At 70.3% G+C, this 23,458-nt stretch carries 19 protein-coding genes; 9 read left to right on the top strand and 10 right to left on the bottom strand.

The window, feature by feature from the left end; all coding sequences use genetic code 11:
- Positions 1-61: 61 nt before the first annotated feature.
- Genes ACFOWZ_RS04060 through ACFOWZ_RS04050 form a run of 3 tightly spaced genes read left to right on the top strand, consistent with a single transcriptional unit; the run spans position 62 to position 1,793 of the window.
- Positions 62-382 (top strand): hypothetical protein, encoded by a 321-nt coding sequence (locus ACFOWZ_RS04060; protein WP_382368830.1) that lies wholly within the window; start codon positions 62-64, stop codon positions 380-382.
- Positions 379-1,317: a hypothetical protein gene (locus tag ACFOWZ_RS04055; RefSeq protein ID WP_382368827.1), complete on the top strand. Its 939-nt coding sequence runs from the start codon at positions 379-381 to the stop codon at positions 1,315-1,317. The genes ACFOWZ_RS04060 and ACFOWZ_RS04055 overlap by 4 nt, the downstream gene beginning before the upstream one ends.
- Positions 1,314-1,793, top strand: a complete 480-nt coding sequence (locus tag ACFOWZ_RS04050) for a YbaB/EbfC family nucleoid-associated protein (RefSeq protein WP_382368824.1) — start codon at positions 1,314-1,316, stop codon at positions 1,791-1,793. Before ACFOWZ_RS04055 ends, ACFOWZ_RS04050 begins: the two co-directional genes overlap by 4 nt.
- Positions 1,794-2,061: 268 nt before the next feature.
- On the opposite strand, the gene ACFOWZ_RS04045 is transcribed toward ACFOWZ_RS04050, so the two are convergent.
- The 3 genes from ACFOWZ_RS04045 to ACFOWZ_RS04035 all read right to left on the bottom strand — a co-directional run bounded on the left by ACFOWZ_RS04045 (position 2,062) and on the right by ACFOWZ_RS04035 (position 5,395).
- Positions 2,062-3,330 (bottom strand): vanadium-dependent haloperoxidase, encoded by a 1,269-nt coding sequence (locus tag ACFOWZ_RS04045; RefSeq protein ID WP_382368821.1) that lies wholly within the window; start codon positions 3,328-3,330, stop codon positions 2,062-2,064.
- Between the two features lie 92 nt (positions 3,331-3,422).
- Entirely contained in the window at positions 3,423-4,085 is a 663-nt protein-coding gene (locus ACFOWZ_RS04040; protein WP_382369113.1) for a response regulator transcription factor, read from the bottom strand.
- The gene (locus ACFOWZ_RS04035) at positions 4,085-5,395 is read right to left on the bottom strand and encodes a sensor histidine kinase (protein WP_382368818.1); all 1,311 of its coding nucleotides are present in this window, start codon (positions 5,393-5,395) and stop codon (positions 4,085-4,087) included. Before ACFOWZ_RS04035 ends, ACFOWZ_RS04040 begins: the two co-directional genes overlap by 1 nt.
- 141 nt (positions 5,396-5,536) lie before the next feature.
- Here ACFOWZ_RS04035 and ACFOWZ_RS04030 point away from each other — a divergent pair, with 141 nt between their 5' ends.
- Both ACFOWZ_RS04030 and ACFOWZ_RS04025 read left to right on the top strand, forming a co-directional pair.
- A complete protein-coding gene (locus ACFOWZ_RS04030; protein WP_382368815.1) occupies positions 5,537-6,274 on the top strand; it encodes an ABC transporter ATP-binding protein in 738 nt (245 codons plus the stop codon).
- A 3-nt stretch (positions 6,275-6,277) separates the two neighbouring features.
- Complete coding sequence (locus ACFOWZ_RS04025) at positions 6,278-8,218, top strand: FtsX-like permease family protein (protein ID WP_382368812.1); 1,941 nt, start codon at positions 6,278-6,280, stop codon at positions 8,216-8,218.
- 9 nt (positions 8,219-8,227) lie between these two features.
- Here ACFOWZ_RS04025 and ACFOWZ_RS04020 read toward each other — a convergent pair whose 3' ends face one another.
- The 3 genes from ACFOWZ_RS04020 to ACFOWZ_RS04010 form a co-directional block, all read right to left on the bottom strand.
- Positions 8,228-9,655, bottom strand: coding sequence for an RICIN domain-containing protein (locus ACFOWZ_RS04020; RefSeq protein ID WP_382368809.1), 1,428 nt, complete (start codon positions 9,653-9,655; stop codon positions 8,228-8,230).
- 30 nt (positions 9,656-9,685) lie between these two features.
- Positions 9,686-11,680: an alpha-L-fucosidase gene (locus tag ACFOWZ_RS04015; protein WP_382368806.1), complete on the bottom strand. Its 1,995-nt coding sequence runs from the start codon at positions 11,678-11,680 to the stop codon at positions 9,686-9,688.
- A 207-nt stretch (positions 11,681-11,887) separates the two neighbouring features.
- On the bottom strand, positions 11,888-12,775 hold the full coding sequence (locus tag ACFOWZ_RS04010) for a LysR family transcriptional regulator (RefSeq protein WP_382368803.1): 888 nt from the start codon (positions 12,773-12,775) through the stop codon (positions 11,888-11,890).
- Between the two features lie 72 nt (positions 12,776-12,847).
- Between ACFOWZ_RS04010 and ACFOWZ_RS04005 the strand changes: the two genes are divergently transcribed.
- From ACFOWZ_RS04005 to ACFOWZ_RS03995, 3 genes are read left to right on the top strand one after another with little or no spacing between them, the layout of a single operon-like run.
- Positions 12,848-13,870: a diaminopropionate ammonia-lyase gene (locus tag ACFOWZ_RS04005; protein WP_382368800.1), complete on the top strand. Its 1,023-nt coding sequence runs from the start codon at positions 12,848-12,850 to the stop codon at positions 13,868-13,870.
- Entirely contained in the window at positions 13,867-15,012 is a 1,146-nt protein-coding gene (locus ACFOWZ_RS04000; RefSeq protein WP_382368797.1) for a M20/M25/M40 family metallo-hydrolase, read from the top strand. Before ACFOWZ_RS04005 ends, ACFOWZ_RS04000 begins: the two co-directional genes overlap by 4 nt.
- Positions 15,013-15,044: 32 nt before the next feature.
- The gene (locus ACFOWZ_RS03995; protein ID WP_382368794.1) at positions 15,045-17,051 is read left to right on the top strand and encodes a discoidin domain-containing protein; all 2,007 of its coding nucleotides are present in this window, start codon (positions 15,045-15,047) and stop codon (positions 17,049-17,051) included.
- Here ACFOWZ_RS03995 and ACFOWZ_RS03990 read toward each other — a convergent pair.
- From ACFOWZ_RS03990 to ACFOWZ_RS03975, 4 genes are all read right to left on the bottom strand, one after another.
- Positions 17,035-18,114: an alpha/beta hydrolase gene (locus ACFOWZ_RS03990; RefSeq protein WP_382368791.1), complete on the bottom strand. Its 1,080-nt coding sequence runs from the start codon at positions 18,112-18,114 to the stop codon at positions 17,035-17,037. The two genes, ACFOWZ_RS03995 and ACFOWZ_RS03990, sit on opposite strands and share 17 nt — an antisense overlap.
- 118 nt (positions 18,115-18,232) lie before the next feature.
- A complete protein-coding gene (locus ACFOWZ_RS03985) occupies positions 18,233-20,539 on the bottom strand; it encodes a beta-L-arabinofuranosidase domain-containing protein (RefSeq protein WP_382368788.1) in 2,307 nt (768 codons plus the stop codon).
- Between the two features lie 308 nt (positions 20,540-20,847).
- Positions 20,848-21,933: an NAD(P)H-dependent amine dehydrogenase family protein gene (locus ACFOWZ_RS03980; protein WP_382368785.1), complete on the bottom strand. Its 1,086-nt coding sequence runs from the start codon at positions 21,931-21,933 to the stop codon at positions 20,848-20,850.
- Positions 21,934-21,943: 10 nt separating this feature from the next.
- Complete coding sequence (locus ACFOWZ_RS03975; protein ID WP_382368782.1) at positions 21,944-22,732, bottom strand: SDR family oxidoreductase; 789 nt, start codon at positions 22,730-22,732, stop codon at positions 21,944-21,946.
- Between the two features lie 58 nt (positions 22,733-22,790).
- Here ACFOWZ_RS03975 and ACFOWZ_RS03970 point away from each other — a divergent pair, with 58 nt between their 5' ends.
- Positions 22,791-23,408, top strand: coding sequence for a TetR family transcriptional regulator (locus ACFOWZ_RS03970; RefSeq protein ID WP_382368779.1), 618 nt, complete (start codon positions 22,791-22,793; stop codon positions 23,406-23,408).
- The last annotated feature ends 50 nt before the right edge of the window (positions 23,409-23,458 follow it).

The raw sequence follows: 23,458 nt of genomic DNA, 5'->3' as shown, positions 1-23,458 counted from the left end.
TCACCCGAACGGGTGACATAGCCTGACGCTGTCGACCCAGTTGAGACAGCAAGGGGGAATGGTGGGAACGGGGTTCCACGCCGAACCGGAAGGTTTGAAGCACACCGCGAAAACCGACATCGGCAAGCTCATCGACCACACGCACACCGCCAGGAGCAAGCTCGCTCAGACCGAGCAGCTCGACGGCCAGGCGTTCGCCGGTGACGTCGAGGTCTACGAGGCGCACGGCGAGTGGGCCGGCGCACGGTCGATGCTCCTCGACGTCTTCGCGAGGAACAAGGAGAACCTCGAACTGGCGCAGGAGGCCCTCATCGAGGTCGCGGACCGCTACATCGCCGCGGACGAGGACAACCAGCGGACGCTCGGAGGGCTGCTGCCGTGAGCTGGGCCAGTGACATGCAGAAGCACGCCGACTACTTCTGCAAGAAGTTCGACGAGCAGGAGGACTGGTTCTTCCCCGACCACCTGGAGAAGAACGCGAGCTACCCGACGGCGAAGGAGGACATCCAGCTCCTGTTCACCAAGTTCGGCCGGTTCATCGACGTCGAGGTCGCGCTCGAGGGCGTGCGGCAGGAGATCTCGCTGCTGTCCCGGGCCGCGGACGACATCGACCAGGACTTCTGCGAGGGCGTGCTCAACGACATCGACCTCTACCTGGAGAACTGGGAGGGCGATGCCGCCGACGGCTTCCGCTCGTACCTGCGTGGCCAGCCGAGCATCGAGGGTGCGCTCGCCCGCAAGCGGGACGTCGTCCGTGCCGCCAAGTACGCGATGCAGGCCTATGAGAAGGCGATCACGAGCTTCCGCAACGACGTGCTGTCCCTCGTCGAGACGGGGCAGAAGGGCGTCCAGGCCGGCGAGGTCAGGGAAGCCAAGATCATGATCTCGCTCGCGTCCGCGGCGGTGTCGATCGGTGTCGCTGCCGCGAGCGCGGGCACCGGTGCGGCGTTCATCGCCACGCTCGCGGTGGGTGACGCGCTGCAGTCCGGTTCGGCCGGGGTCAACGCGACCGTGCTGGAGGCGAGCAGCGTCGAGGAGGTCGTAGGGGAACTCCCCGGCAAGGGCGAGCACATCCTCGAGACCGGCCGCAGGCAGATGGAGAAGATCCGTCTGGCGTTCCGCGCGGTCGCTGAGAGCATGACGGGGTCGAGCATGCCGGAGGTCAACCCGCCACGGCCCCGCATCATCACCGACGACAGGTTCAACCCGGACGACTTCCACCAGGACGGCCGCAAGCCGTCGGGCAAGATCAGCCACGACGACCTGGTGAAGGAGCCGAAGGAAGCGGACAGCGGTCCCGGTCGGCCAGGCCTGTGACGGAGGACGCCGAGGCGCGCGCGGCTCGGCTGCGCGCCCAGTCCGAGGAGGGTGCGGCGGCGGTCGACCGACGCCAGAACGCGCGGGAGTGGGCCGAGAAGCAGGTCGCCGCGGTTCAGGGCACCGCGCAGTCCGAACACGGTGACGTGCGCGCCACCGTCGACCACTCAGGACTGCTGCTGCGGCTCGAACTGTCGCCGCTCACCAAGCAGGCCAAGCAGGACGACCTGGCGCACGCGATCACCGCCGTCGTGCGCCAGGCGACCGCCGACGCGCGGAACCAGGTGCGCGAGGTGTACGTGAAGCTGCAGAACGAGGGCGTGATCCGGGCGCTGCCGCCGTTCCTGCTGCCCGCGCCCGAAGTCGGCTCGGTGGCGCTGGCACTGCCCGTGCGGGGCAACGCGCCGTTGAAGCGGGCGGGTGACCACGCCGAAGAGGGACCGCCGGACAGCTGGCTCAAGGAAGAACCCTGGTGAACACGACGGGCGGTTCATCAGTCTGAACCGCCTGTCGTGCCGTGCTTCGTCCCGGTTTTCGCGGCGCCGGCGTCGGCGCACGGTCCACGAAGGACGTTGTGCCTGGAGTCGCGTACATGCAGCTGGCAACCACGTTGAGTGCCAACAAGAACGGCTACACGGCTGTCATCCGCAACACCGGCAAGACCGTGGCCGCGATGGTCCTGCTGTCGCTGCGCGAACGCAACGGAACCGACCGCGTCCTGCCCGCCCTCTACAGCGAAAACGTCTACAGTGGACATTCACCGTGGTGGGTGGGCCCGGTTCGTTTGAGCAGCCGCGTGGCGAGCACTTCGGAAGCGATGCCACGACCGATGGCAAGCCCAGCCTGGTCGCTGAACTCGAAGTGCTGCCCGCCGAACACCCGCGACCGGCCGGCCTCGACGGCGGCGGCGGAGAAACCCGGGTAGGTGCGCGCTTGACCGTCAGGAGCGGTGTCCGTGGTGTGCGCGAAGCGGATGTTGTCCGCGCAGAAGAACCGCGCCAGCACGGCCGCCGCCGCACCGCTGTAGGAGCTGTGTCCCGACGGGTACTCCGGTGTTCCGCCGATGCCGCCCGCTCGCGGCGTCCAGCTCGGGTTCGGCTGCGTAGACGGGTTTCCGTCGGTGTCGGCCTCGCGGATCGCCGTGGCAGGACGCCAGTGGCGGTAGGTGAACTTGGTCGCGACGGTCGGAACCGTGCTGTCGGCCAGCGCCATCGTCAGCAACGCCAGCAGCCGCGCCGAGTCCGCCAGCGAACGGTCGCGGGACACGGTCAGCGCGATCTTGACCCACTCACCGGCGGGCTGGTTCGTTCCGGTCGGAACCGACCAGAACTGGAAGGTCGCGAGCTTGTCGGGGGCGGGGAGCGCGGCGTCACCGAGGAGCGCGACCTCCGCGAACGCCGCGGCGTAGTCCAGGCTGCCCAGCGCAGGCGGTGGACCGGGAACGTGCGCGGAGGGGTTGCTGACGGCGAACGGCCGGACGTCGCGGTACTGCACGCCGGACCACTCGGCCCGGAACACGCCGGGCCCCGTGCCGGCGGGCTGGCTCTGCACCGGAGTCGAACCGTCGTCGGCGCGGGAGACGACCACCCGTCGGCCGACCTCACGTCCCCACTGCTCCCCGGCGTCGCGGTGACCACCGGCCGGCAGGCGGTCCAGGTCGGTGCGCAGTTGCACGTCATAAGCGTCAGCCCGGCCGGGATCCAGCCGGACGAGAACGGCGTGCGCGGCAGCGACGGCCGCGGCGCGGGCATCGGCGCCGTGCGGGCCTGGACCGGGCACCAGCGCGGAGGTGCGTGCGGGCCTCGCCAGTCCGTTGACCGCGTCGTAGACGGCCACGTTGAGCATTGCGTAGGTGCGTGCCGCGTCGGCGTCGGTGGCGCGGGTGGCCCGCACCGCGTTCAGCGCGAGCTCGTTCCACACCCGCACGCCGCCCGATCGCGGCTCGGCGTCCGCGGGTGCGCCCACCCCGGCGGCGGTCACACCGAACACGAGGGCCAGGACGAACTTCTTCACGGCCTCGCCTCCCAACAAGGCCCATCGTGGCGTGCTTCCGGCGGTTCTGCGACGGCCGCCGGGGGTGACCTGGCTGGTACGAACGGTTGTCGTCACGGACGGTTCAGCGCGGCCCTGTCGCGAAGGTAGGTCAGCGTCGCGAGCACCCGCCGGTTGCGGTCGTCGTCCGGTGTGAAGCCGAGCTTGGTGAAGATGTTCCCGACGTGTTTGTTCACCGCGGCCTCGGAGACGACGAGCTTCCCGGCGATGGCGGCGTTGGTGCAGCCCTCCGCCACCAGACCGAGCACCTCGAGCTCGCGGCCCGTCAGGGTGGCCAGCGGGGTGCGGCTGCGTTTCAGCAAGGTGCGGACCACCTGCGGGTCCACGACCGTGTCGCCCGCCGCCACCCGGTGCAGGACGGAGATGAACTCCCGCACGTCCCCGACCCTGTCCTTGAGCAGGTAGCCGACGCCGGTGCCGCCACCGGAGTCCAGCAGGTCCGAGGCGTAGCTGGTCTCCACGAACTGGCTCAGCAACACCACCCGCAGGTCCGGGCGGTCCTGCCGCAGGCGCACCGTCGCTCGCAGGCCCTCGTCGGAGAAGCCCGGTGGCATGCGGATGTCGGTGACGACCAGGTCTGGGTCGTGTTCGGTCACGGCCGCGACGAGCGCCTCCGCGTCGCCCACCGCCGCCACGACCTCGAATCCGAACCGTTCGAGCAGCGCGGAAAGCCCTTCCCGCAGCAGCGCGCCGTCCTCCGCCAGAACGGTGCGGATCACCTGGTTCGCTTGCACGGCAACTCCGCTCGCACGATGGTCGGCCCGCCTGCCGGGCTGAACAGGGACAGGGTGCCGCCGATGGCCGCGACGCGGTCGGCCAGGCCGGTGAGGCCGGTGCCGCGCCCGGCGTCGGCGCCGCCACGGCCGTTGTCGGTGACCTCCACGGTGAGGACGTCGCGCCGCACCTTCGCGGAGACGCTGATTTCGGTGGCACCGCTGTGTTTGCTCGCGTTGCTCAGCGCCTCGGAGACGACGAAGTAGCCGGCGCTCTCCACCGCGCCGGGCGGGCGTTCGGGGATGACGCAGTCGACGGTCACCGGTGTCGCCGAGCGGTCGGCCAGATCCATCAGCGCGGCCGGCAGACCGAGGTCCGACAACACCTGCGGATGAATGCCGTGGATGAACTCCCGAAGTTCGGTCAGCAGCAGCTTGGCCTGTTCATGGGCGTTGGCCACGGATTCGGTGCCGGGGGAGTCCGGCGGCATCTCCACCTTCGCGAGACCCAGCTGGAGAATCAGGCTCACCAGCCGTTGCTGTGCGCCGTCGTGCAGGTCGCGCTCGATCCGGCGCCGTTCTGCCTCGAAGGCGTTGACCAGGCGTTCGCGCGACTGCGAGATCTCCACCAGCTCGACCCGCAGCCGTTCGTCGGAACCGCCCGAGAGCAGCCCTCTGGCCGCCATCCCGTGCAGGCCCGCCACGCCGGAGACCAGGTACAGCGCCACCGGGAACAGGGCCAGCCCGAAAAGCGCGTACGGCAGCGCCTCGGACACCGTGCCGGCCTCGCTGAAGCCGAGCGCGAGGGGAGCGTACGACCCCACCAGCAGCGGGCTGGTGATCAGCGCGACGACCACCGTCAGTGCCAGGACCAGCACCAGGCACGGCAGCGCTGCCAGGGACACCACGACCAGGTGGGCGACCTCTCTCCAGGCCGCCGCTTCGGTGTACCTGCGCCGGATCCAGCCGCTGCTGGTGGCGGGACGTGGCACCGGCTCCGCGTGGATCAGCCGCAGCCGCAACCGTTCCACCCGCGCCACGGGCAGCGCCACGAGCGGGGCGCTGACCAGGATCAGCAGCAGGCCGCCCAGACCCGACGCCACCACCTCGGCCGGTGCGACCGGCTCCGGTCCGGCGAACCGGAGGACGAGGTAGGCCCACGGCAGGCACAACGCGACGACCGCGGCACCGGCCGGCGCCGACACGAGCGGTGTGCTCAGCACGTACGACAGGCCGCGCCACGGCCAGCTGGTCAGGAGGAAGCGGCGAAGCGCCATCGACTCCCAGATCGTGGCTGCGTTGTGGACCGGCACGGCTCCCACCGTAGTCAACATCAACATCGGCGATCGGAGGTAGAGGTTTCTCGACCTTCCGCTGGGCAGCTGAGATCAGTGACACCACCCGCGGCACGCGATTGGCTTGTCCCTGCCGGAAGCCGAAGCAATGGGGGTCTCATGTCGTGGCAGGGGGTGCCGGCCGTGGAGCTGCACGAGGTGACGCGGTACCACGGAGCCAGGGACACCGGCGTGGCCGCGCTCGCCGGCGTGAGCCTGAGCTGCCCACCGGGGACCTGGACCGCGGTCATGGGCCCGTCGGGTTCCGGCAAGTCCACCCTCCTGCACTGCGCCGCCGGTCTGGACCGGGTCACGAGCGGACGCGTCCTGCTCGCGGGCAGGGACATCACCGCCGCGCCGGACAGCGTGCTCACCGCACTGCGCCGCCGCACGGTCGGGTTCGTGTTCCAGAGCTTCAACCTGATCGCTTCGCTGACCGCCGAGCAGAACGTCGCGTTCCCGTCGAAGCTCGCCGGGGTGCGGGTGTCCAGAAGCGACGTGCGTCAGTCCCTGGCGGGCGTCGGGCTCGCCGACCGCGCCAGGCACAAGCCGCGTGAACTCTCCGGCGGCCAGCAGCAGCGGGTCGCCATCGCCCGCGCGATGATCTCCCGGCCCGCGGTGCTGTTCGCGGACGAACCCACCGGCGCGCTCGACTCCCACTCCGCGAAGGTGGTGCTCGAACTGCTGCGCACCATGGTGCGGACCGCGGGTCAGACCATCGTCATGGTGACCCACGACCCCGCGGTCGCGGCCAGCGCCGACACGGTGGTCTTCCTCGCCGACGGCCGGATCGTGGACCGCGTCGGCTCCCCGACCGTCCACGAGGTCGCCGAGCGGCTCGCGAAGCTGGAGGGCTGAGCCTTGTTCCAGCTGTCGTTGGGCACGTTCCGCGAACGGTGGGAGCTGTTCGCCGGAGCGGTTCTGAGCGTGGCCGTCGGTGTTGCTCTCGTACAGGCCTCGGTGCTGGTGCTGGCGGCCACCGGGGAACCCCAGGTCCCGCAAGGGATGTCCCGCCAGGCCGAGGACAAGATCCGTGAGGGGTTCGTGGCCGCCGCGACCGTCATGGGCATGACCGCGTTCCTCGCCCTGTTCCTCGCGGTGTTCATCGTCAGCTCCACCTTCGGCTTCACCGTCGCCCAGCGCCGTCGCGACCTCGCCCTGCTGCGCCTCACCGGCGGCAGCCGCACCCAGTTGCGGGCGTTGCTGCTGTCGGAGTCGGTGCTGCTGGGCGTGATCGGGTCCGCGCTCGGCGTGCCGTTCGGCGTGGCCGCGAAGTACGCGCAGACCTGGTTGCTGATCGAGATCGGCCTGTTGCCGGACGGCTTCACCGCGCCCTGGCGGCTGTGGGCCGTCGTCGTCGCCGGGGTCGCGGGTGTCGGTGTCGCTGTGGCCGGGGTGTTCACCGCCTCGCTGAGGGCGGCGCGGATCCTGCCGCTGGAAGCGTTGCGGGAGACGGGAAAGGCCGCCAGGGTGATGACCTTCTCGCGGTGGTTCTCCGGTCTGTCCTTCGCGGCCTGCACCCTCGCGATGGTGCTGTGGGCCCAGGACGCCAACCTGATCGGCGCGATGATGGCCGCCCTCGGCATCTCGATGTTCGGTGCGGTCGCGATGAGCCTGCTGAGCCCGCTGGCGGTCCCGGTTCTGGCCCAGGCGGTGGGAATTCTCGTGCCGGGCGGCACCCTGGCCGGCCTGGCGCGGGCCAACCTGCGGGACGGGGTGCGCCGCAGTGCCGCCACCGCGTCCCCGTTGATCGTGCTGGTCGCGTTGCTGCTGGGGCTCGCCGGCACCTTCGGCTCGCTCTCCGCCGCAGGTGGCGAAGAGGCGAAGCGGTCCGTGAACGCGCATCTCGTCGTGACCTCCACAGGTGCGGAGGCGGAACGGCTTCCCGGCATCGAAGGCGTGGCTGTCGCGTCCCGGCAGAACGCCGTGGACATCACGATCACCACGCGGAAGACCCGGAACGGCCGGGTGATCACGCGAAGCTTCTACAGCGGGATCATCGCCGTGGACGCGGCCGACTACGCGCGCACGCACACTCTCCCTCCGGCGTCGGGAGATCTGGCCGCGCTGACCGGCACCGCGGTGTTCACCGGCCCTGCCCTGCACGCCGAGCGGATCGAGACCGGCCAGGTGCTCCAGGCCGAGGCGGACGGGCAGTCCCTGGAGCTGACCGTCGCCGGCGGTATGCCGGAGACCCTGGAGACGGGCGACAGCTTCCTGGTCCCGCGCCGGATTCTGCCCGAACGGGTGTGGGCGGAGGCGCCGACCGAGACCGTCGTCCAGGTCGCGCCGGGACAGCACCCGGACGACGTCGCGGAACGGATCGGGAACGCGGGCTTCAGCCGGGTCCAGACGGTGCCGGACTGGGCCGTGGCCCGCGCGGAGGCAGCCCAGGACGGCAACGTCAAGATCCTGACCGTCCTGATGGGACTCGCGGGCCTCTACGCGTTGATGGCCGTGGTGAACTCGGTGGTCGTCGCCGGAGCCGAACGACGGCGCGAGTTCGCCGTCGCCAAGGTGACCGGGCTGACCCGTCGCCAGGTGATCGGTGCGGCCGTGATCGAGGCCGCCGGGGTGGCGGTCATCGGCGTGGTGCTCGGGTGCGCGGTGGCCGCGGCGGCTCTGGCGGGCATCGGCGGCGCCGTGCACGAGGCAATCGGAGTGACAGTGGTGCACGTCCCGTGGACGCTGCTCATCGTCGTCGCGATCGGCTCGGTCGCCGTCGTCGCGGTGACGAGCGGGGCCACCGCGACTGTCGTCACGAGGATCCCGCCCGTCTCGCTGGTCACGTCCGCGGAGTGAGGGAGCGGCTCAGCCGGTGCGGCGTGCGAACTGCTGGTTGGTGCCGCTGCCGCAGGTCCACTGGATGAGCCTCGCGCCGTTGGCGGTGGAAGCGTCCGACACGTCCAGGCACTTGCCGCTGTGCCGGGCGACCAAACGGTAGTTCCCGTTGCCCTGGTCCTGGAACGCCCACTGCTGGTTGGTCCCGCTGCCGCACCGGTACTGCAGCACGCCGGCGCCGTTGGTGGTGGAAGCGTCGGACACGTCGAGGCACTTGCCGCTGTGCTGCGCGATGACCTGGAAGTACCCGCCGCCCGCGTCGGTCAGGCGCCACTGCTGGTTGAGCCCGGCGCCGCAGGTGTACTGCAGGACGGTGGCACCGTCCGCGGCCGAGTTGCTCGTGACGTCGACGCACTTGCCGCTGTGCCGGGCCACCAGGTTGTAGTACGGGCCTCCGCCGACGCCGGTGAGCGTGCCCGCCGCGGTGTCGATCGACAGCTGCGGGTACCAGGGCATGATCATGGTGCTGTTGCTGGGGAAGGCCAGTGGCAGCCAGACGTACTGCGAGTCGTTGACGGTGCCGCCGATCGAGTTGCCCCACCGGTCGCCCAGGTACAGGTACGAGGTGCCCGACGTGCCCTGGACCGGCAGGACGAACGCCGTCTGCGAGCCGTAGGTGGTGGCGTTGCCGATGTCCGCCATCGCCGTCCACGGACCGGAGAGACTGGTGGCGGTGGCGTAGCGCTGCTGGTTCGGGTTCCAGCCGCTGGTGCCCGAGGTCAGCATGAAGTAGACGCCGTTGCGCTTGAACAACGCCGGTGCCTCGCGGAACTGGCCGGGCCACGGGTTCGCGAGCAGGGCGGCGTAACCGGTGAAGTCGGCGTTGAGCCGGAAGATGCTCAGGTCGGCGTTGTCGGCCGTCGCGGTGATCTGGTACGCGGTGCCGTCGTCGTCGACGAACAGCGTCTGGTCACGCGACGTCGTGCCGCTCGGCGGGCGGAAGCTGCCCAGCCACGTGTAATTGCCGTCGATCGTGTCGGAGACGGCCACGGCGGCGCGGGCCTCGTTGTAGTCCTTGCCGTTCTCCTTGTGCATCCACATGACGAACTTGCGCGTGGTGGGGTTGTAGATGACCTTGGGCCGTTCGATGTTGGCCGTCTGCAGTTCGGCGGCGCTCGACTGGGTGAGCGCGTTGGTGCGGAACTCCCAGGTCTTCAGGTCGGTTGAGCGGTAGACCGAAACGGCCTTGAACGTGTTGTCGGGATTGCGGTTCTCGCCGAGCCAGTAGTAGTAGGCGCCGACCTTGAGCACACCTCCACCGTGGGCGTGCACCACGGCTCCGGTGGTGTCGGTGAACTGGGTCGCGTTCGTGATGACCACCGGCGCGGCGGAGGCCGGGGTGATCGCCAGCGGGGACAGGAGGACCATGGCGGCGGCCACGGCGAATCTGCGGAACATCATTGGTCCCTCCGGATGTGTGCGCGGGTACTACGGGCCGACGACTCGCCAGTCCTGGTTGGCGCCGCCGGAATCCGTCCACTGGATGGCCACCGCGCCGTCGGCCGTGGAGGCGTCGGAGATGTCCAGGGCCTTGCCGCTGTTGCGGTTGACGAGCTTCACGCTCGCGGCGAACGGCCGGTCGTAGATCTCGAACGCGCGGATCGAGGCCCAGACCCCGGACGGCAGCCCGGTGACCGTCACCCGCACGTACCGCGCCCGGGCGATGAAGACGGCCGTCTGGACCTGGCTGGTGCTTGTCGTGCTGGTCTGGTCGGACAGCGTCGTCCAGGTCGCGTTGTCGGTCGAACCCTCGATCCGGTACCGGTAGTTGGCGGCGTCGAGCTCCCACGCGATCCGCGCGCCGGTGATCGGTTTGGACGAGCCGAGGTCGACCTCGAGCCAGTGGCCGGTGTTCCCGTTGTTCGCGCACCAGCGGGTCGAGGTGGACGAGTCGACGGCCTTCGCCGCGGTGTTGCCCTTGCTCGTCTCCTCGCTGCTGGCCGTGGCGGTCCTGCCCGCCGCGATGTCGGCCGGCTGCACGGACCGGTCGAGCACGACCCCGACGACGCTGTCCTGCGGATGGCGGGTGCGGTTGATGCCGGTGATCGTGATCTGCCCGGAGCTCACCGTGAACGGCAGGGCGGCGCCCGTCGCGACGTCGACCACGGAGCTCACCTGCGCGTCACCGATCGACGGAGTGGTGAACGTCGTGCCGCTGTAGCCCGGCAGCAGGTGCACGTAGAAGGTGTTGTCCTTGCTGGTGAAGCCGTACTGCCCGTCGACCGGCTCCCACGGGCCGCCGCGGGTGCCGTAGACCGAGCTGCCGTAGATCGACATGTACGTGCCGACCTGACACAGGAGCGCGGCCTGGCTCGGCGGAATCACGCCGGTCCGGTCGGGGCCGACGTTGACCAGGCACGTGATGTTGCGGACCCACGCGTTGACGAGGACGTTCATGGTGTCGCCGTACGACATCGCGCTGTCACCGGTGTAGCCCCAGGCCCCGCCCACGGAGAAGCACTTCTCGGCGACCTCGCCCGTCCGGATCGCCCCGCTGGGCACCGAACCGCCCTCTTCGCTGGTGTAGTCGCCGATCCAGCCGGAACGCGAGGTGGTGACGATGTCGGGTTGGTGCTTGCGCACCAGCCCGGTCAGGCCGAGCGGCTTGCCGGCGGCGTCGGTCTCGCTGTAGGCGACGTCGACTGGCCACTGGTTGGCGGCGTCGCGGGACTGGCCCGGCTCCCAGAAGAACGCGCCGTCCGCGTCGGTGCCCTGCTCGGCGATCCAGCCGCCGTCCCACCAGAGGTCGTCGATCACGCCGTACTGGGTGACCAGCTCGCGGACGTGCTGGTACACCTCGTTCTTCATGATCCGCGCGTTCTCCTCGTGCGCGGCATCGGTCGTGTAGTTCCACGGGTTCGGCGCGCAGTCGGTGCCGGTGACGTCGTAGTACCCGGGATAACGCCAGTTGATCGGCGAGTAGTAGAGGCCGACCTTGAGCCCGGCGGCCCGCACCGCGGCCACGTAGTCCTTGACCAGGTCCCGGTTCAGCGGGGCCTGCGCCGAGGTCCACGAGTTGGGGTGCGCGCTCGGGAACAACGCGAACCCGTCGTGGTGGCGCGTGGTCAGCACGGTGTACCGCGCGCCCATGTCCTTGGCCAGCTGCGCCCAGTCGGCCGGGTCGTAGGCGCTCGCGGTGAACTGCTGGCTGGTGGCGTCGGTGACGAACTTGCGGTAGTTCTCCGGCGTCACGGGCGCGTTGTGCATGTACCACTCGCCCCTGGCCGGGCCCGCGTACGGGCCCCAGTGGAGGAACATGCCGAGCTTGGCCTCCTGCAGCCACCGGACCTTCGCGTCGGACTGCTGCTCGACGCCCAGGTCGACTTCGGGAATGCGCAGTGGTGTCAGCGGCAGGGGAGTGGCGGTGATGGCGAGTGCTCCTGTCCCGGCGATGAGGCTTCTGCGACTGGCGCCTTCGGGCATGCGAGACCTCCGATCAACGAAGGTTGTGCTGGGCCGCCTCGGCATGTGGCCGGCATGTCCAGTTGGGCCCTGGCGCGAGACATTCGCATCGAATGATTTCTTCGACAAGACTTTGTTCGACCTTGTTCGGTCGATGTTGGCGATGATTGGTCGGATGTCTGTGCAGGCAGGTTCCGGACGCGTCACGGACGTTCTTCGCCGTGTGAGTCACGCCTGCAGGGCGGACGTGAAAGCCCGGATCTTGGGCTGACCGGCCGCGCCACGGCGCACCGTGGCGAAGATCTGTCGTCGCGGACGTCCGGGGAGCCGGCGCGCCACCACGCCGTGCCGGTCCCCGGCGCCCGCCAGGTCGGGCAGCAGCGCCGCCGCGAGCCCGCGTTCCACGAATCGCAGGTGGACCTGGAGATCCGTTGAGGTGTAACGGACATCCGGCTCGAACCCCGCCTGCCGGCACACCGTGGTCGCCCACTCCCTGGCGGTGGTGCCGACGGGTTCCATCACGAACGGGCGAGACGCGAGCCCTGCCAGCGGCCGTCGGCTCCAGCTCGACGGGGTGACCAGGCGGAGCTCGTCGGTGAGCAGGTCGTGCCGCTCGGTCTCGCGCGGGCGGGGCAGCGGGTGTCCCGGGTACTCCTCGCCGAGGACGACGTCGAACTGCCCGGCCAGCAACGAGGGGAGGGCGACCTCGGGTTCCAGCTCGGTCACCTCGACGCGCAGCCCGGGGTGGTCCTGTTCCAGCCGGGTGAGGGCGTTCGGCACGAGGGTGAGGACGGCGGTCTGGAAGGCGGCCACGCGCAGCGTGCCGACGTTCTCGCCGAGGGACTGGGCGAGCGCGGCTTCTGCTCGTTCCACCTCCTCGAACAGGACCTCGGTGTGCGTGACGAGGAGTTCTGCCGCTGCGGTGAGCCGGACCCGGCGCCCGGCCGGCTCCAGCAGCGCCACGCCCGTCTCCTTCTCCAGCGCGGCGAGCTGCTGGGAGACGGCGGAAGGGCTGTACGACAACGCCTCGGCCACGGCGGCGATGGTGCCTCGGCGGGCGAGCTCGCGCAGCAGGCGCAGGCGGCGGAGGTCGAGCATCGCGACTCCTCGAAGCATCAGTTCTGCTTCACGTTATCGTGCTCGATTCCGCGCTGGACCTGTCGAGTCGCCACGCTGACGATGGACGGCATGAACTGGTACTGCTCGCCGGCCGCCCGGGACTGGACCGGCCCGCTCGCACCGGGCACCGCCGCCCAGGACTTCCACCGGTCGCTGCCGGGCTACGCGCCCACACCGCTGGTGGCCGTCCCCGAGATCGCCGCCGAGCTCGGGGTCGGCCGGGTCCTGGTGAAGGACGAGTCGGCGAGGCTCGGGCTGCCGGCGTTCAAGGTGCTCGGCGCGTCCTGGGCGTGTCACCAGGTGCTCACGCGGCAACCCGGCGTCTCTCTGGTCACCGCGACCGACGGCAACCACGGCCGTGCGGTGGCGCGCACGGCGGCGCACTTCGGTGTCGGGGCAACGGTGTTCGTGCCGGAGGTGACGCTCGCGGGCACCATCGCCCTCATCGCGGGGGAGGGCGCGGAGGTCGTGCGGGTGGACGGCGACTACGACGCGGCGGTCCGGCGTGCCGCGGAGTTCTCGGAGCGGTCCGGCCGGGCACTGGTGCAGGACACCGCGTGGGACGGCTACGAGGAGGTGCCCGCCTGGATCGTGGAGGGCTACCGGACGTTGCTGGAGGAGATCGACGCCGAGCTGGGCGAGCCACCGGACCTCGTGGTGGTGCCGGTGGGGGTCGGGTCGCTGGCCGAGGCCGTCGTCCGGCACCACCGCCGTCCGGGCGTGAGCCACCCCGGCGTTCTCGCGGTGGAACCCGGCACCGCCGCGTGCCTGGTGGCGAGCCTGTCGGCGGGACGGCCCGTGACGGTGCCGACCGAGGCAACGGTGATGGCCGGCCTCAACTGCGGCACCGTCTCCGGTTCGGCGTGGCCCGTGCTGCACGCGGGATGTGACGCGGCCGTGGCGGTCACCGACGACGAAGCCCTCCGAGCCGTCGAGGACCTCGATCGGCTGGGTGTGTCCTCGGGGCCGAGCGGCGCGGCCACCCTGGCGGGACTGCGTGCCGCCCTGACCGATCCGGGGCGGCGGGCCGCACTCGCCCTGGCTTCCGACGCCGTCGTGGTCCTGCTCAGCACGGAAGGACGCCTCCGGTGAACGTCCTCGAGCTGCTGGAGCAGCTGGTCCGCATCGACTCGGTCAACCCCGGCCTGGACCCGTCCGGTGCCGGTGAAACGGAGATCGCCCGTTTCGTCGCCGACTGGGGACGAGCCGAGGGGCTGAGCACCGAGATCGTCGAGAGCACTCCCGGCAGGCCCAGCGTCGTGCTGCGCGGCGGACGAGACACCGGCGGCCGCAGGTTGTTGTTGTGCGGTCACCTCGACACCGTCGGGCTCGCGGGCGCGCTCGCACCTCGCGTCGAGGGCGACCGGCTGTACGCCCGCGGCGCCTACGACATGAAGGCCGGCCTCGCCGCCGCTCTCATCGCCTGCCGCGACGCGTCCCGCTCCGGGATCGACGGGGAGGTCGTCGTCGCGGCCGTCGCCGACGAGGAGGTGGCGAGCCTCGGGATCCAGGACGTCCTCGCGCACCTCGACCCGGCCGGCATCGACGCCGCCGTGGTCACCGAGCCCACCGAACGGCAGGTCGGCACCGCCCACCGCGGGTTCGTCTGGACCGAGGTCACCGTCACGGGTGTCGCCGCCCACGGCTCACGACCCCACCTCGGCGCCGACGCCATCCTCGCCGCGGGCCACCACCTCGTCGCGTTCGACGAGCTGGACCGGCACCTGCGCGACAGGCCGCATCCGTTCCTGGGGCCGGGAAACCTGCACGCGTCGCTGATCTCCGGCGGCACCGAGGAGTCCACCATTCCCGACCGTTGCGTGTTCACGGTGGAACGCCGCACGTTGCCCGGCGAGACGCTCGACCGCCTCGAGGCCGACGTGGCCGATCTGCTCGAACGGTGCCGGCCAGCCGACCCGCGTCTCGAGGTCACCGCGCGGACTGTCCTGCACCGCAACGCGATGCAGACACCGCACTCCGAGCCGATCGTGCGGATGCTGCTGGACGCGGCGGGTTCCGGCACGACCGCGGCACCCATGTCCTATTGGGCCGACTCGGCTTTCCTGTCCGACGCGGGCATCCCGACCGTCCTCTACGGACCGGAAGGTGAAGGAGCGCATGCCGACGTCGAGTGGGTCAGCCTCTCGGGCACCAGCACGGCCGCGACCGTCCTCACCGGACTCGCGCGGAGGTTCTGTTCGTCGGCAAGATCGGAGTCCGAACGGGCGATTTGAGCAAAGGAAAGATCAAGATACGGTCTGCAGGGGTGAAGCGAAGATCGTTGGCAACGCCCGTCTGCGTCGGGTTGATGGTGATCGGCGTGGCCGCCGTGCCCCGCCTGCTCGAGCCGGAGCACGACCACCACGTGGAAATCTCCGCCGCCGCAATGGTTCCCGCCGCGGCCGAGCTGCCGAGGGACGGCTGGGTCGCCACCGCGAGCAGTGACGAGACGGGCAACGAGCCCACGCGGGTGCTGGACGGGGACCGGGCGACGATCTGGCACAGCCGGTGGAGGACGGCGTCGTCGTTGCCGCAGTGGCTGACGATCGACACCGGCAAGGTGCAGCGCGTGTCCGGACTCGTCTACACACCGAGATCCGGCCGCGCCAACGGCAGGATCGGCCGGTACGAGATCCGCCTGAGCCAGGACGGCACCACCTGGGACGCGCCGGTCGTGACGGGCACGATGGCCGACGACGAGGCGGTCAAGACGATCGGCTTCGCGGTGAGCAGCGCGCGGTACGTGCGGCTGGTGGCGTTGTCCGAGGCGGGCGAGCGCGGTCCGTGGGCGAGCGCGGCGGAGATCGACCTGCTGGGCGATCCCGGTCTGCCACCGCCGGTGACCGGCAACCCGAGCGTGACCGGCGCCTGGGGCCCGACGATCGGGCTGCCGATCGTGCCGGCGGCATCGGCGTTGCTGCCCGGCAACAAGCTCCTCATGTGGTCCGCCTACGCGGCCAACGAGTTCGGCGGTGCCAACGGGTACACCCAGACCGCAGTCATGGATCTCACCACGGGCCAGGTCAGCGGGCGCCGGGTCGACAACACCGGCCACGACATGTTCTGCCCCGGCACGTCGATGCTCGCCGACGGCCGCATCCTCGTCACCGGCGGCAGCAACGCCACGAAGACGAGCATTTATGACCCGCGCACCGACACGTGGTCCAGCGCGCCGGACATGACCGTCGGCCGCGGCTACCAGGGCCAGACGACCTTGTCCACGGGCGAGGTGTTCACCGTCGGCGGCTCGTGGTCCGGTGGCCGCAAGGGCAAGGCGGGCGAGCTGTACTCGCCGGCCACCAACACGTGGCGACCGCTGCCGGACGTGCCGTCGACGCCGTTCCTGACCGCCGACCCCGCGGGCGTGTACCGCGCCGACAACCACGCCTGGCTCTTCGCGACCGGCGGCGGAAAGGTCTTCCACGCGGGGCCGAGCGCGAGGATGAACTGGATCGAGACGGCGGGCCGGGGCAAGGTCGTCGACGCGGGCACCCGTGGCGACAGCCGGGACGCGATGAACGGCAACGCGGTCATGTACGACATCGGCAAGATCCTCACCGTCGGCGGAGCCCCCGCCTACGAAAAGGCTGACGCCACCAAGGCCGCGCACGCGGTGGACATCACGGGACGCACACCGTCCGTGCGCCGGACGTCGGACATGGCCGCGGCGCGGGCTTATTCGAACAGCGTCGTGCTGCCGGACGGCACGGTGGTGGTGATCGGCGGGCAGAGCTACCCCGTGCCGTTCTCCGACCAGACCTCCGTGCTGGTGCCGGAGCTGTGGAACCCGGCGACGGGCCGGTTCACCGCGCTCGCCGCGATGGCCACCCCGCGCAACTACCACAGCGTGGCGAACCTGCTGCCCGACGGAAACGTCTTCTCGGGCGGTGGCGGGCTGTGCGGCAAGTGCGCCACCAACCACCCGGACGGCCAGATCTTCACGCCGCCGTACCTGCTCAACGCCGACGGCTCCCGCAAGCCCCGCCCGGCGATCACCTCCGCGCCGGCCGCGGCAAGCGGTGGATCGACGATCACCGTCGGCACCGACCGTGCGGTGAAGGGGTTCTCGCTGGTGCGGACGAGCTCGGTGACGCACTCGGTCGACAACGACCAGCGGCGGGTGCCGCTGACGTCCTCGGTGGTCTCGCCGACGTCGCACCGCGTCGCGATCCCGGCTGATCCGGGGATCGTGCCGCCGGGGAACTACCTGTTGTTCGCGCTCGACATCGCCGGGACACCCAGCGTGGCGGCGCAGCTCAGGATCGGTGGTTGAGCGGGTTCGACGACCAGGCCGCGGCGGCCATGCGACGCAGTTCCGCCGCGGCGTCCCGCATCGCGCGCCGAGCGTGTTTGTCGCACGCCAGGAACGAGGCGAACCCGTGCACCATCCCTTCGCGGTGCAGGTGGGTCACGGGTACCGCGGCGGCCTTCAGTCTGTCCGCGTACTCGACGCCTTCGTCCCGCAGCGGGTCGAACCCGGCGGTGACCACGCAGGTCGGCGGCAATCCGCTGAGGTCGGGAGCGCGCAACGGCGAGGCGTACGGCTCGAACAGCCGCTCGGCGTCCGGTGAGTAGCAGGTCCGGTACCAGGCGAGCAGGTCGCTGTCGATGAAGAAGCCGCTCGCGAAGGTCTGGCGCGAGCGGTGCTGGCTCATCCCGTCGACGGCCGGGTAGAGCATCAGGTTGAACGCGGGCTTCGTCGTCGCTTCGTCCACGCACCGCTGCGCCACGACGGCCGCGAGCGCCGCGCCCGCGCTGTCTCCGGCGACGCCCACGGCGCCCTCGACCCCACCGAAGCGTTCCACGTGCGAGGCGATGTACCGGAACGCCGCGTGAGCGTCGTCCACTCCGGCCGGATACGGGTGCTCCGGGGCGAGGGAGTACTCGACGGACACGACCCGCACGCCGCCGTGCCGGCTGAGGAAGCGGCAGACGCCGTCGTGGCTCGTGATGCTGCCGAGCACGAAGCCGCCGCCGTGGAAGAACACCAGCACGGGAAGCGGGCCCGTCGCGCCGGGCGGGCTGTACACCCGCGCCGCGAGCGGGCCGCGTGGGCCGTCCACAACGGTGTCGTGCACCCGGACGTCCCGGGCGGCACCGGCGAGCAGCACGGAGGAGACGATGTCGTAGTCCCTGCGGGCCGCCGCCATGTCCGGGTTCGCCAGGGGTTCGGAGCGCGGCACGAACCGTTCGAGTGCGATCAGCAGCTGAGCAGTCGGACTCAGCTGCGCCCCCTCGACGTGGACAGGCCTGCCGACGATCGCGCGGATCACCGGGTCCGGCAGGCGCAGGGCGGCCGCTGCCCCGAGGCTGGCCGCACGGAGGGCCAATCGCACGGACGACTCCTTCAGCGTCACTCGAAACTGTTAGCGACAACAGTGAAGAAATCGACATTCAGTGTCAAGTAACCGTCCATTCGAGACGGCTGAAGTGAGCGCTCACACAGTGCGTGTCTCAGTTCGCGACGAGCCGCCAGCGGTTGTCCGCCGAACCGTTGTCCGGGTCCTGCACGACCTGCGCGCCCGCGCTGGCGGAGCCGTTGAGGACACCGAGCAGCTTGCCGCTGTTGGCGTTGCGGATCTTGTGGGTGCCGTCGCCGTTCGGGATCAGCGTCCACCTGTGGTCGGCGGTGCCGTTGTCAGACCACTGCAGGACGCGGGCGTTGTCCGCCGTGGACATGTTCTCGACGCCGAGGACCTTGCCGCTGTTGAGGTTGCGCAGCCGCACGTCGGACCCGTCGGTGATCAGCTGCCAGTTGTGGTCCGCCGTGCCGTTGTCGTGCCACTGCACGGCGAGGCCACCGTCCGCTGTGGACATGTTCTGGATGCCCAGCACCATGCCGGTGCCGGCGTTGACCAGCCGGTAGCTCGGGCCGGAGGCGTTCCAGTAGACCGTGTAGTTGAAGCCGTGCGCGTCGTGGAACGGGCCGAGGTTCACCTGCGCGCCGTTCGCCTTCGCGGTGAACGCCAGCGACGACGTGCTGGTGCGGGTGACGGAGCTGACGTCCAGCGAGGGCAGCGCGGACAGGCTGGTGTTGCCGTAGTTGCCCGCCAGCACGGCCGGGCCGTAGGTCAGCGCGACGACACCGGTGTTGTCGTTGGCGGGCTGGGCCATCACGCGCATCGGCAGGCGCAGCGTCACCACGTCGCCGGACGCCCACGTCCGCGTCAGGGCCGCGTAGGTGCCGGGCGTGGCGGTGACGTTCTGCGCGGCACCGTTCACGCTGATGGTCGCGCCCGTGGTCCACGCGGGGATGCGCAGCCGCATCGTCCAGGACCCGGCCGCGTTGCCGGTGACGGTGAGCGTGGTGGTCTCGCTCGCCGGGTAGGTGGTGGCCTGGGTGACGGTGATGCCGCGGGACGACCACGTCAGCACCGACGGCGTGTAGAGGTTCACCGTGAGCGTTGTGCCGTTGTGGAAGTAGATGGAGTCGGCGAGCTTGGTGTTGGTCTCCAGGCCGGTGCCCTGGCAGCACCAGAACGTGCCGTAGTCCGTGCTCCAGTTGCCGCCACCCCACGCGGGCCCGGTGTTGCCGCGCCGGTGGCCGGGGTTGAGGCCGGTGAAGTAGCAGATGTGGCCGTGCGGGTCCGCCGGGTTCTGCGCGCCGATCAGGTGGTTGAGCAGGGCGCGCTCGTAGAAGTCGAAGTAGGACGCTTTGTCCGGTTCGAGCAGCCACAGCTCACGGGCCAGCTTGAGCATGTTGTAGGTGTTGCACTGCTCGCACGTGTCGGTGTTGAGGTAGGACGCGACGGCGTTGGGCGCGCGGAAGTGCTCGGCCTGACTGTTGCCGCCGATGACGTACGTGTGCGCGCCAACCGTGATGTTCCAGGCGTTGAGGGCGATGTCGCGGTAACGGGTCGTCCCCGTCGCCTTGTACTCGCGGGCCGCACCGATCCACTTCGGCACCTGCGTGTTGGCGTGCAGGCCGTTCAGCCGGTCCTGGTTGGCGGCCAGCGGGTCGAAGACCGAGGCGTGGTCGAACCGCTGGGCCGCCGTGAGCCAGCGGGAGTCACCCGTCTGCTGGTACAGGTCGGCGAGCACCGCGTTCATGCCGCCGAACTCGGTGCCGAGGACCCGCTGCATCGTGCTGTAGGACAGCCGTGCCGTGCGCCAGTCCACCCACCCGGCGAAGCGCAGCAACACGTCCCGCGCCTGGGTGTTGTTGAGGTAGCGCCACGCGTCCAGCAACCCGGCGAGCGTCTTGTGCAGCGAGTAGTACGACACGGACTTCGGCGAACCGGCCTCCATCGCGTCGAAGTCCGACTCCGGAAAACCCGACAGGTACCCGGTGTTGAACCCGGCAGCCGCGTTGTTCGCCTGGCACTTGGCGAGCTCGGCGACCATGTAGTTCGCCTTGTCCCGGCACGTCGTGTCGCCCAGCACGGCCCACGCCTGCGCCCACGCCGTGAGGAAGTGCCCCTGACTGTGCGTGCGGAACGGGAAGTTCGGCGCTTCCCACCCACCCAGCGCCGCAGCACCGTTGGTCGACAGCCGGTGGTTGGCGCGGAAGTTGTAGAGCAACCGGTCGACGTCGACGAACCGCAGGTACGCCAACGTCCTGTTCTGGTTGTCCATCCACCGGCCTGCTGTCAGCCGGACCTCGGACAGGTCGAACGCGAAGGCCGACACGCCCGCGTCGCCCCGGACGGGAGGCACCGACGCCGCGTGGGCCGAACCTGCCACGAGGGACGGCGCCGCGGTCGCGACGGCGGCCACGCCCGCGGCCTGGAAGAGCCTGCGTCGACTCAACGATGAGGACATGGCGATGCTCCAGTTGCTCGGCGAAACGTGCGGATCCGGAGAACTGCACCGGAATCTAGCGACGATTCTGTTGCCGGGTCAACGGTGATGTGAGCGCTAACGTTCACATCGATGGCGGGGATAGTCGAAATATTCGACTGATTTGCGGTGCGGCTGTTAGCGCTCACACATCTGGGTGGGGAGCGTGGCGGCTCCATGGCGGGGTGGTCTCGACCTGATGGGGTAGCAGGGGCGCTGGCTCGTGTCACGACCCCGGCCCGCGCCACTACACCAGCGTCACCGCACCAGCCCGCGCCACCACACCAGCGTCACGACACCAGCGGCCGACCCGACACCAGCCCTCGCCCAGTGGTCAGCGGCAGGTCGAGCGCCGTCAGCAGCCCAGCCGGTGCCGCCACGACCGCGGGAACCGCGTTGACCAGCCGCATCGCGGTGGACGCCACACCCGCGGTGTTGTGGTCGCCGTCCCCACCTGTCAGCCGCAGGTCCAGCACGTAGTTGGGCTCACCGGTGACCTCCACGCGGTAGCAACCGGTCCCGGCGGGCTGCGGCCAGTCCGGTGCGTGGTCCGCGGACAGCCTGGTGACGTGTTCGAGCACCAGCACCGGACGGTCGCCGACCATGCCGCTGACGGTGAACCGCAGGGCCGCCATCGTGCCCTCGTCGATCGTGCGGCCCGCTGCCGTGAACGACTGCGGCGCGGGGAAACGTTCGTGATGTTCGACGACCGCGTCGAGTTCGACGTCCAGGGCGGCGGCGAGTTGGCGGACCACGCTGCCCCACGCGAGGGTGAGCACTCCCGGTTGCAGCAGCAGGGGAGTGTGGCCGGGTGCCGAGCCGAAGCCCATGATGTCGAACAGCACCAACGGGTTGTCGTAGGTCGAGTAGTCCGTGATCTCCGAGCAGCGGATCTGGTCGATGCGCTGGCACGTGCCGGACAGCAGCAGCGGCAGCCAGTCGTTGGCCCAGCCGGGGTCGATTCCGTTGACCCACAACGAACTTCCGCCCTCGGCCGCGGCCTGGCGGACGGGCTCGACCACCTCCGGGGGCACGGTGCCGTCCGGGTACGACAGGAACACCGGGCCGCTCGCCACCACGTTGATGCCCGCCCGCAGGAGCCGGCACAGGTCGTCGATCGCCTCGTTCAGGCGGTGGTCGGCCATCGCCGTGTAGACCACGCAGTCGGGCGCGGTGGCGATCAGCTGGTCGGCGTCGGTGGTCGCGGCGATTCCGAGGGAGCGGTCGAGGCCGGCGAGTTCGCCCGCGTCGCGGCCCTCTTTCACAGAGCTGGACACCCACACGCCGGCGAGCTCCAGCTCCGGGTGGTCGATGATCCCCCGCAACGCCCACTTGCCGACGTGTCCGGTGCTCCACTGCACCACGCGATGGGCCACGTGCGTCTCCTCAGAGGTCAGGGAGGTTGAAGTCGAGGTTGGGCGCGCCGATGCCGCCGTCGACCCGCAGCACCGAACCCGTGGTGTAGCCGGAGGCCCGTGACGCCAGGAACAGCACGGCGGCGGCCACCTCGTCGGGATGTCCGAGGCGGCGCAACGGTGTCGCCTGCTCCATCGACGTCCTGATCTTCTCGTCGCGCGCGACCACGTCGAGCGCCGAGGTGTGCACCGAGCCCACGTCGATCGCGTTGACCCTGATGCGCGGCGCGAGGTCCGTGGCGGCCAGGCGCGTGTAGTGGGTCAGTGCGGCTTTCGCCGTGCCGTAGGCCAGAAAACCGCGACCGGCGAGCCTGCCCATCACCGAGGCGATGTTGACCACCGACCCGCCGCCGCTCTCGAGCATGAGCGGAACCGCGGCGCTGGTGAGCGCGTGCGCGGTGGTGACGTTGAAGTGGAAGGCGTCCTCGAGGAAGTCCGGCGTGGTCGTCAGGAACGTGTTCGGCAGGGTGCCGCCGACGTTGTTCACCACCACGTCCAACCGCCCGAACCGTTCGGCCGCCGTGTGTGCCAACGATTTCACGGCGTCCACATCGGACAGGTCCGCCGCCACGGCGACAGCCCGCCGCCCCAACGCCTCGATCTTCCCCGCGACCTCGGCCAGCTGCTCCGCGGTGCGCGCGCTGATCACGACGTCCGCACCCGCCTCGGCGAGCGCGACCGCCGAGGCGGCCCCGATTCCGCGGCCCGCGCCGGTCACGACCGCGACCGCACCGGGCAACCCGAACATGTCCGTCACCACCCGGCCAACGTTAAGCCCAGGTGCTTAAAAGTCAAGAGGCGCGTGTTAACGTTGGGTCGTGGCCAGTGCGGACGCCAGGGAGCGGATCATCGTCGCCGCCGAGCGGTTGATCGCCGAGCACGGCGTGGAAGTGCCGTTGCGCGACATCGCGACGGCCGCGGGCCAGCGCAACAACTCCGCGGTGCAGTATCACTTCGGCGGCAGGGACGGGTTGATCGACGCCGTCGCGGAGCACCGCATCGCCGACCTGGAGCAGCACCGCCTGGAACTGCTCACCGAGGCCGAGGCGACCGGTGAGGCGCACGACGTCCGCGCCCTGGTCGCGGCACTGGTCGTGCCGATGCTGACCGTGCCGTACGAGCACGGCGCCACCCACTACGCGCGGTTCCTCGAACAGGTCCGCACCCACCCGGCCCTGGCCGCGGACGCCAACCTCGACCGGGCGGGCCGGGCCGCGGTCCGGTTGATCATCATGCGGCTCGACCGCGCGCTGGAGGACGTTCCGCCCGCGGTCAGACGCCGCCGGCTGCGCGTGCTTCCCACCGTGTTGTTCGCTTTGCTCGCCGATCGCGAACGGGCCGTGTGCGCGGACGACCTGTCTCAGGACGACGCGCACACGGCCTCGGAACTGGTCGACCTCGTCGTCGGCATGCTCACCGCGCCGGTGTCGACTTAGAAGTCCCGTCCGCACCCTCGGCTGTTTGGCGCGAAAAGCACGTTCGGGCC

The sequence above is a fragment of the Lentzea rhizosphaerae genome (assembly GCF_042649515.1).
GTDB classification, from domain to species: Bacteria; Actinomycetota; Actinomycetes; order Mycobacteriales; family Pseudonocardiaceae; genus Lentzea; species Lentzea aerocolonigenes.
The sequence above is the reverse complement of the archived record's forward strand: the minus strand, read 5'-3'. Positions and strand labels throughout refer to the sequence as shown.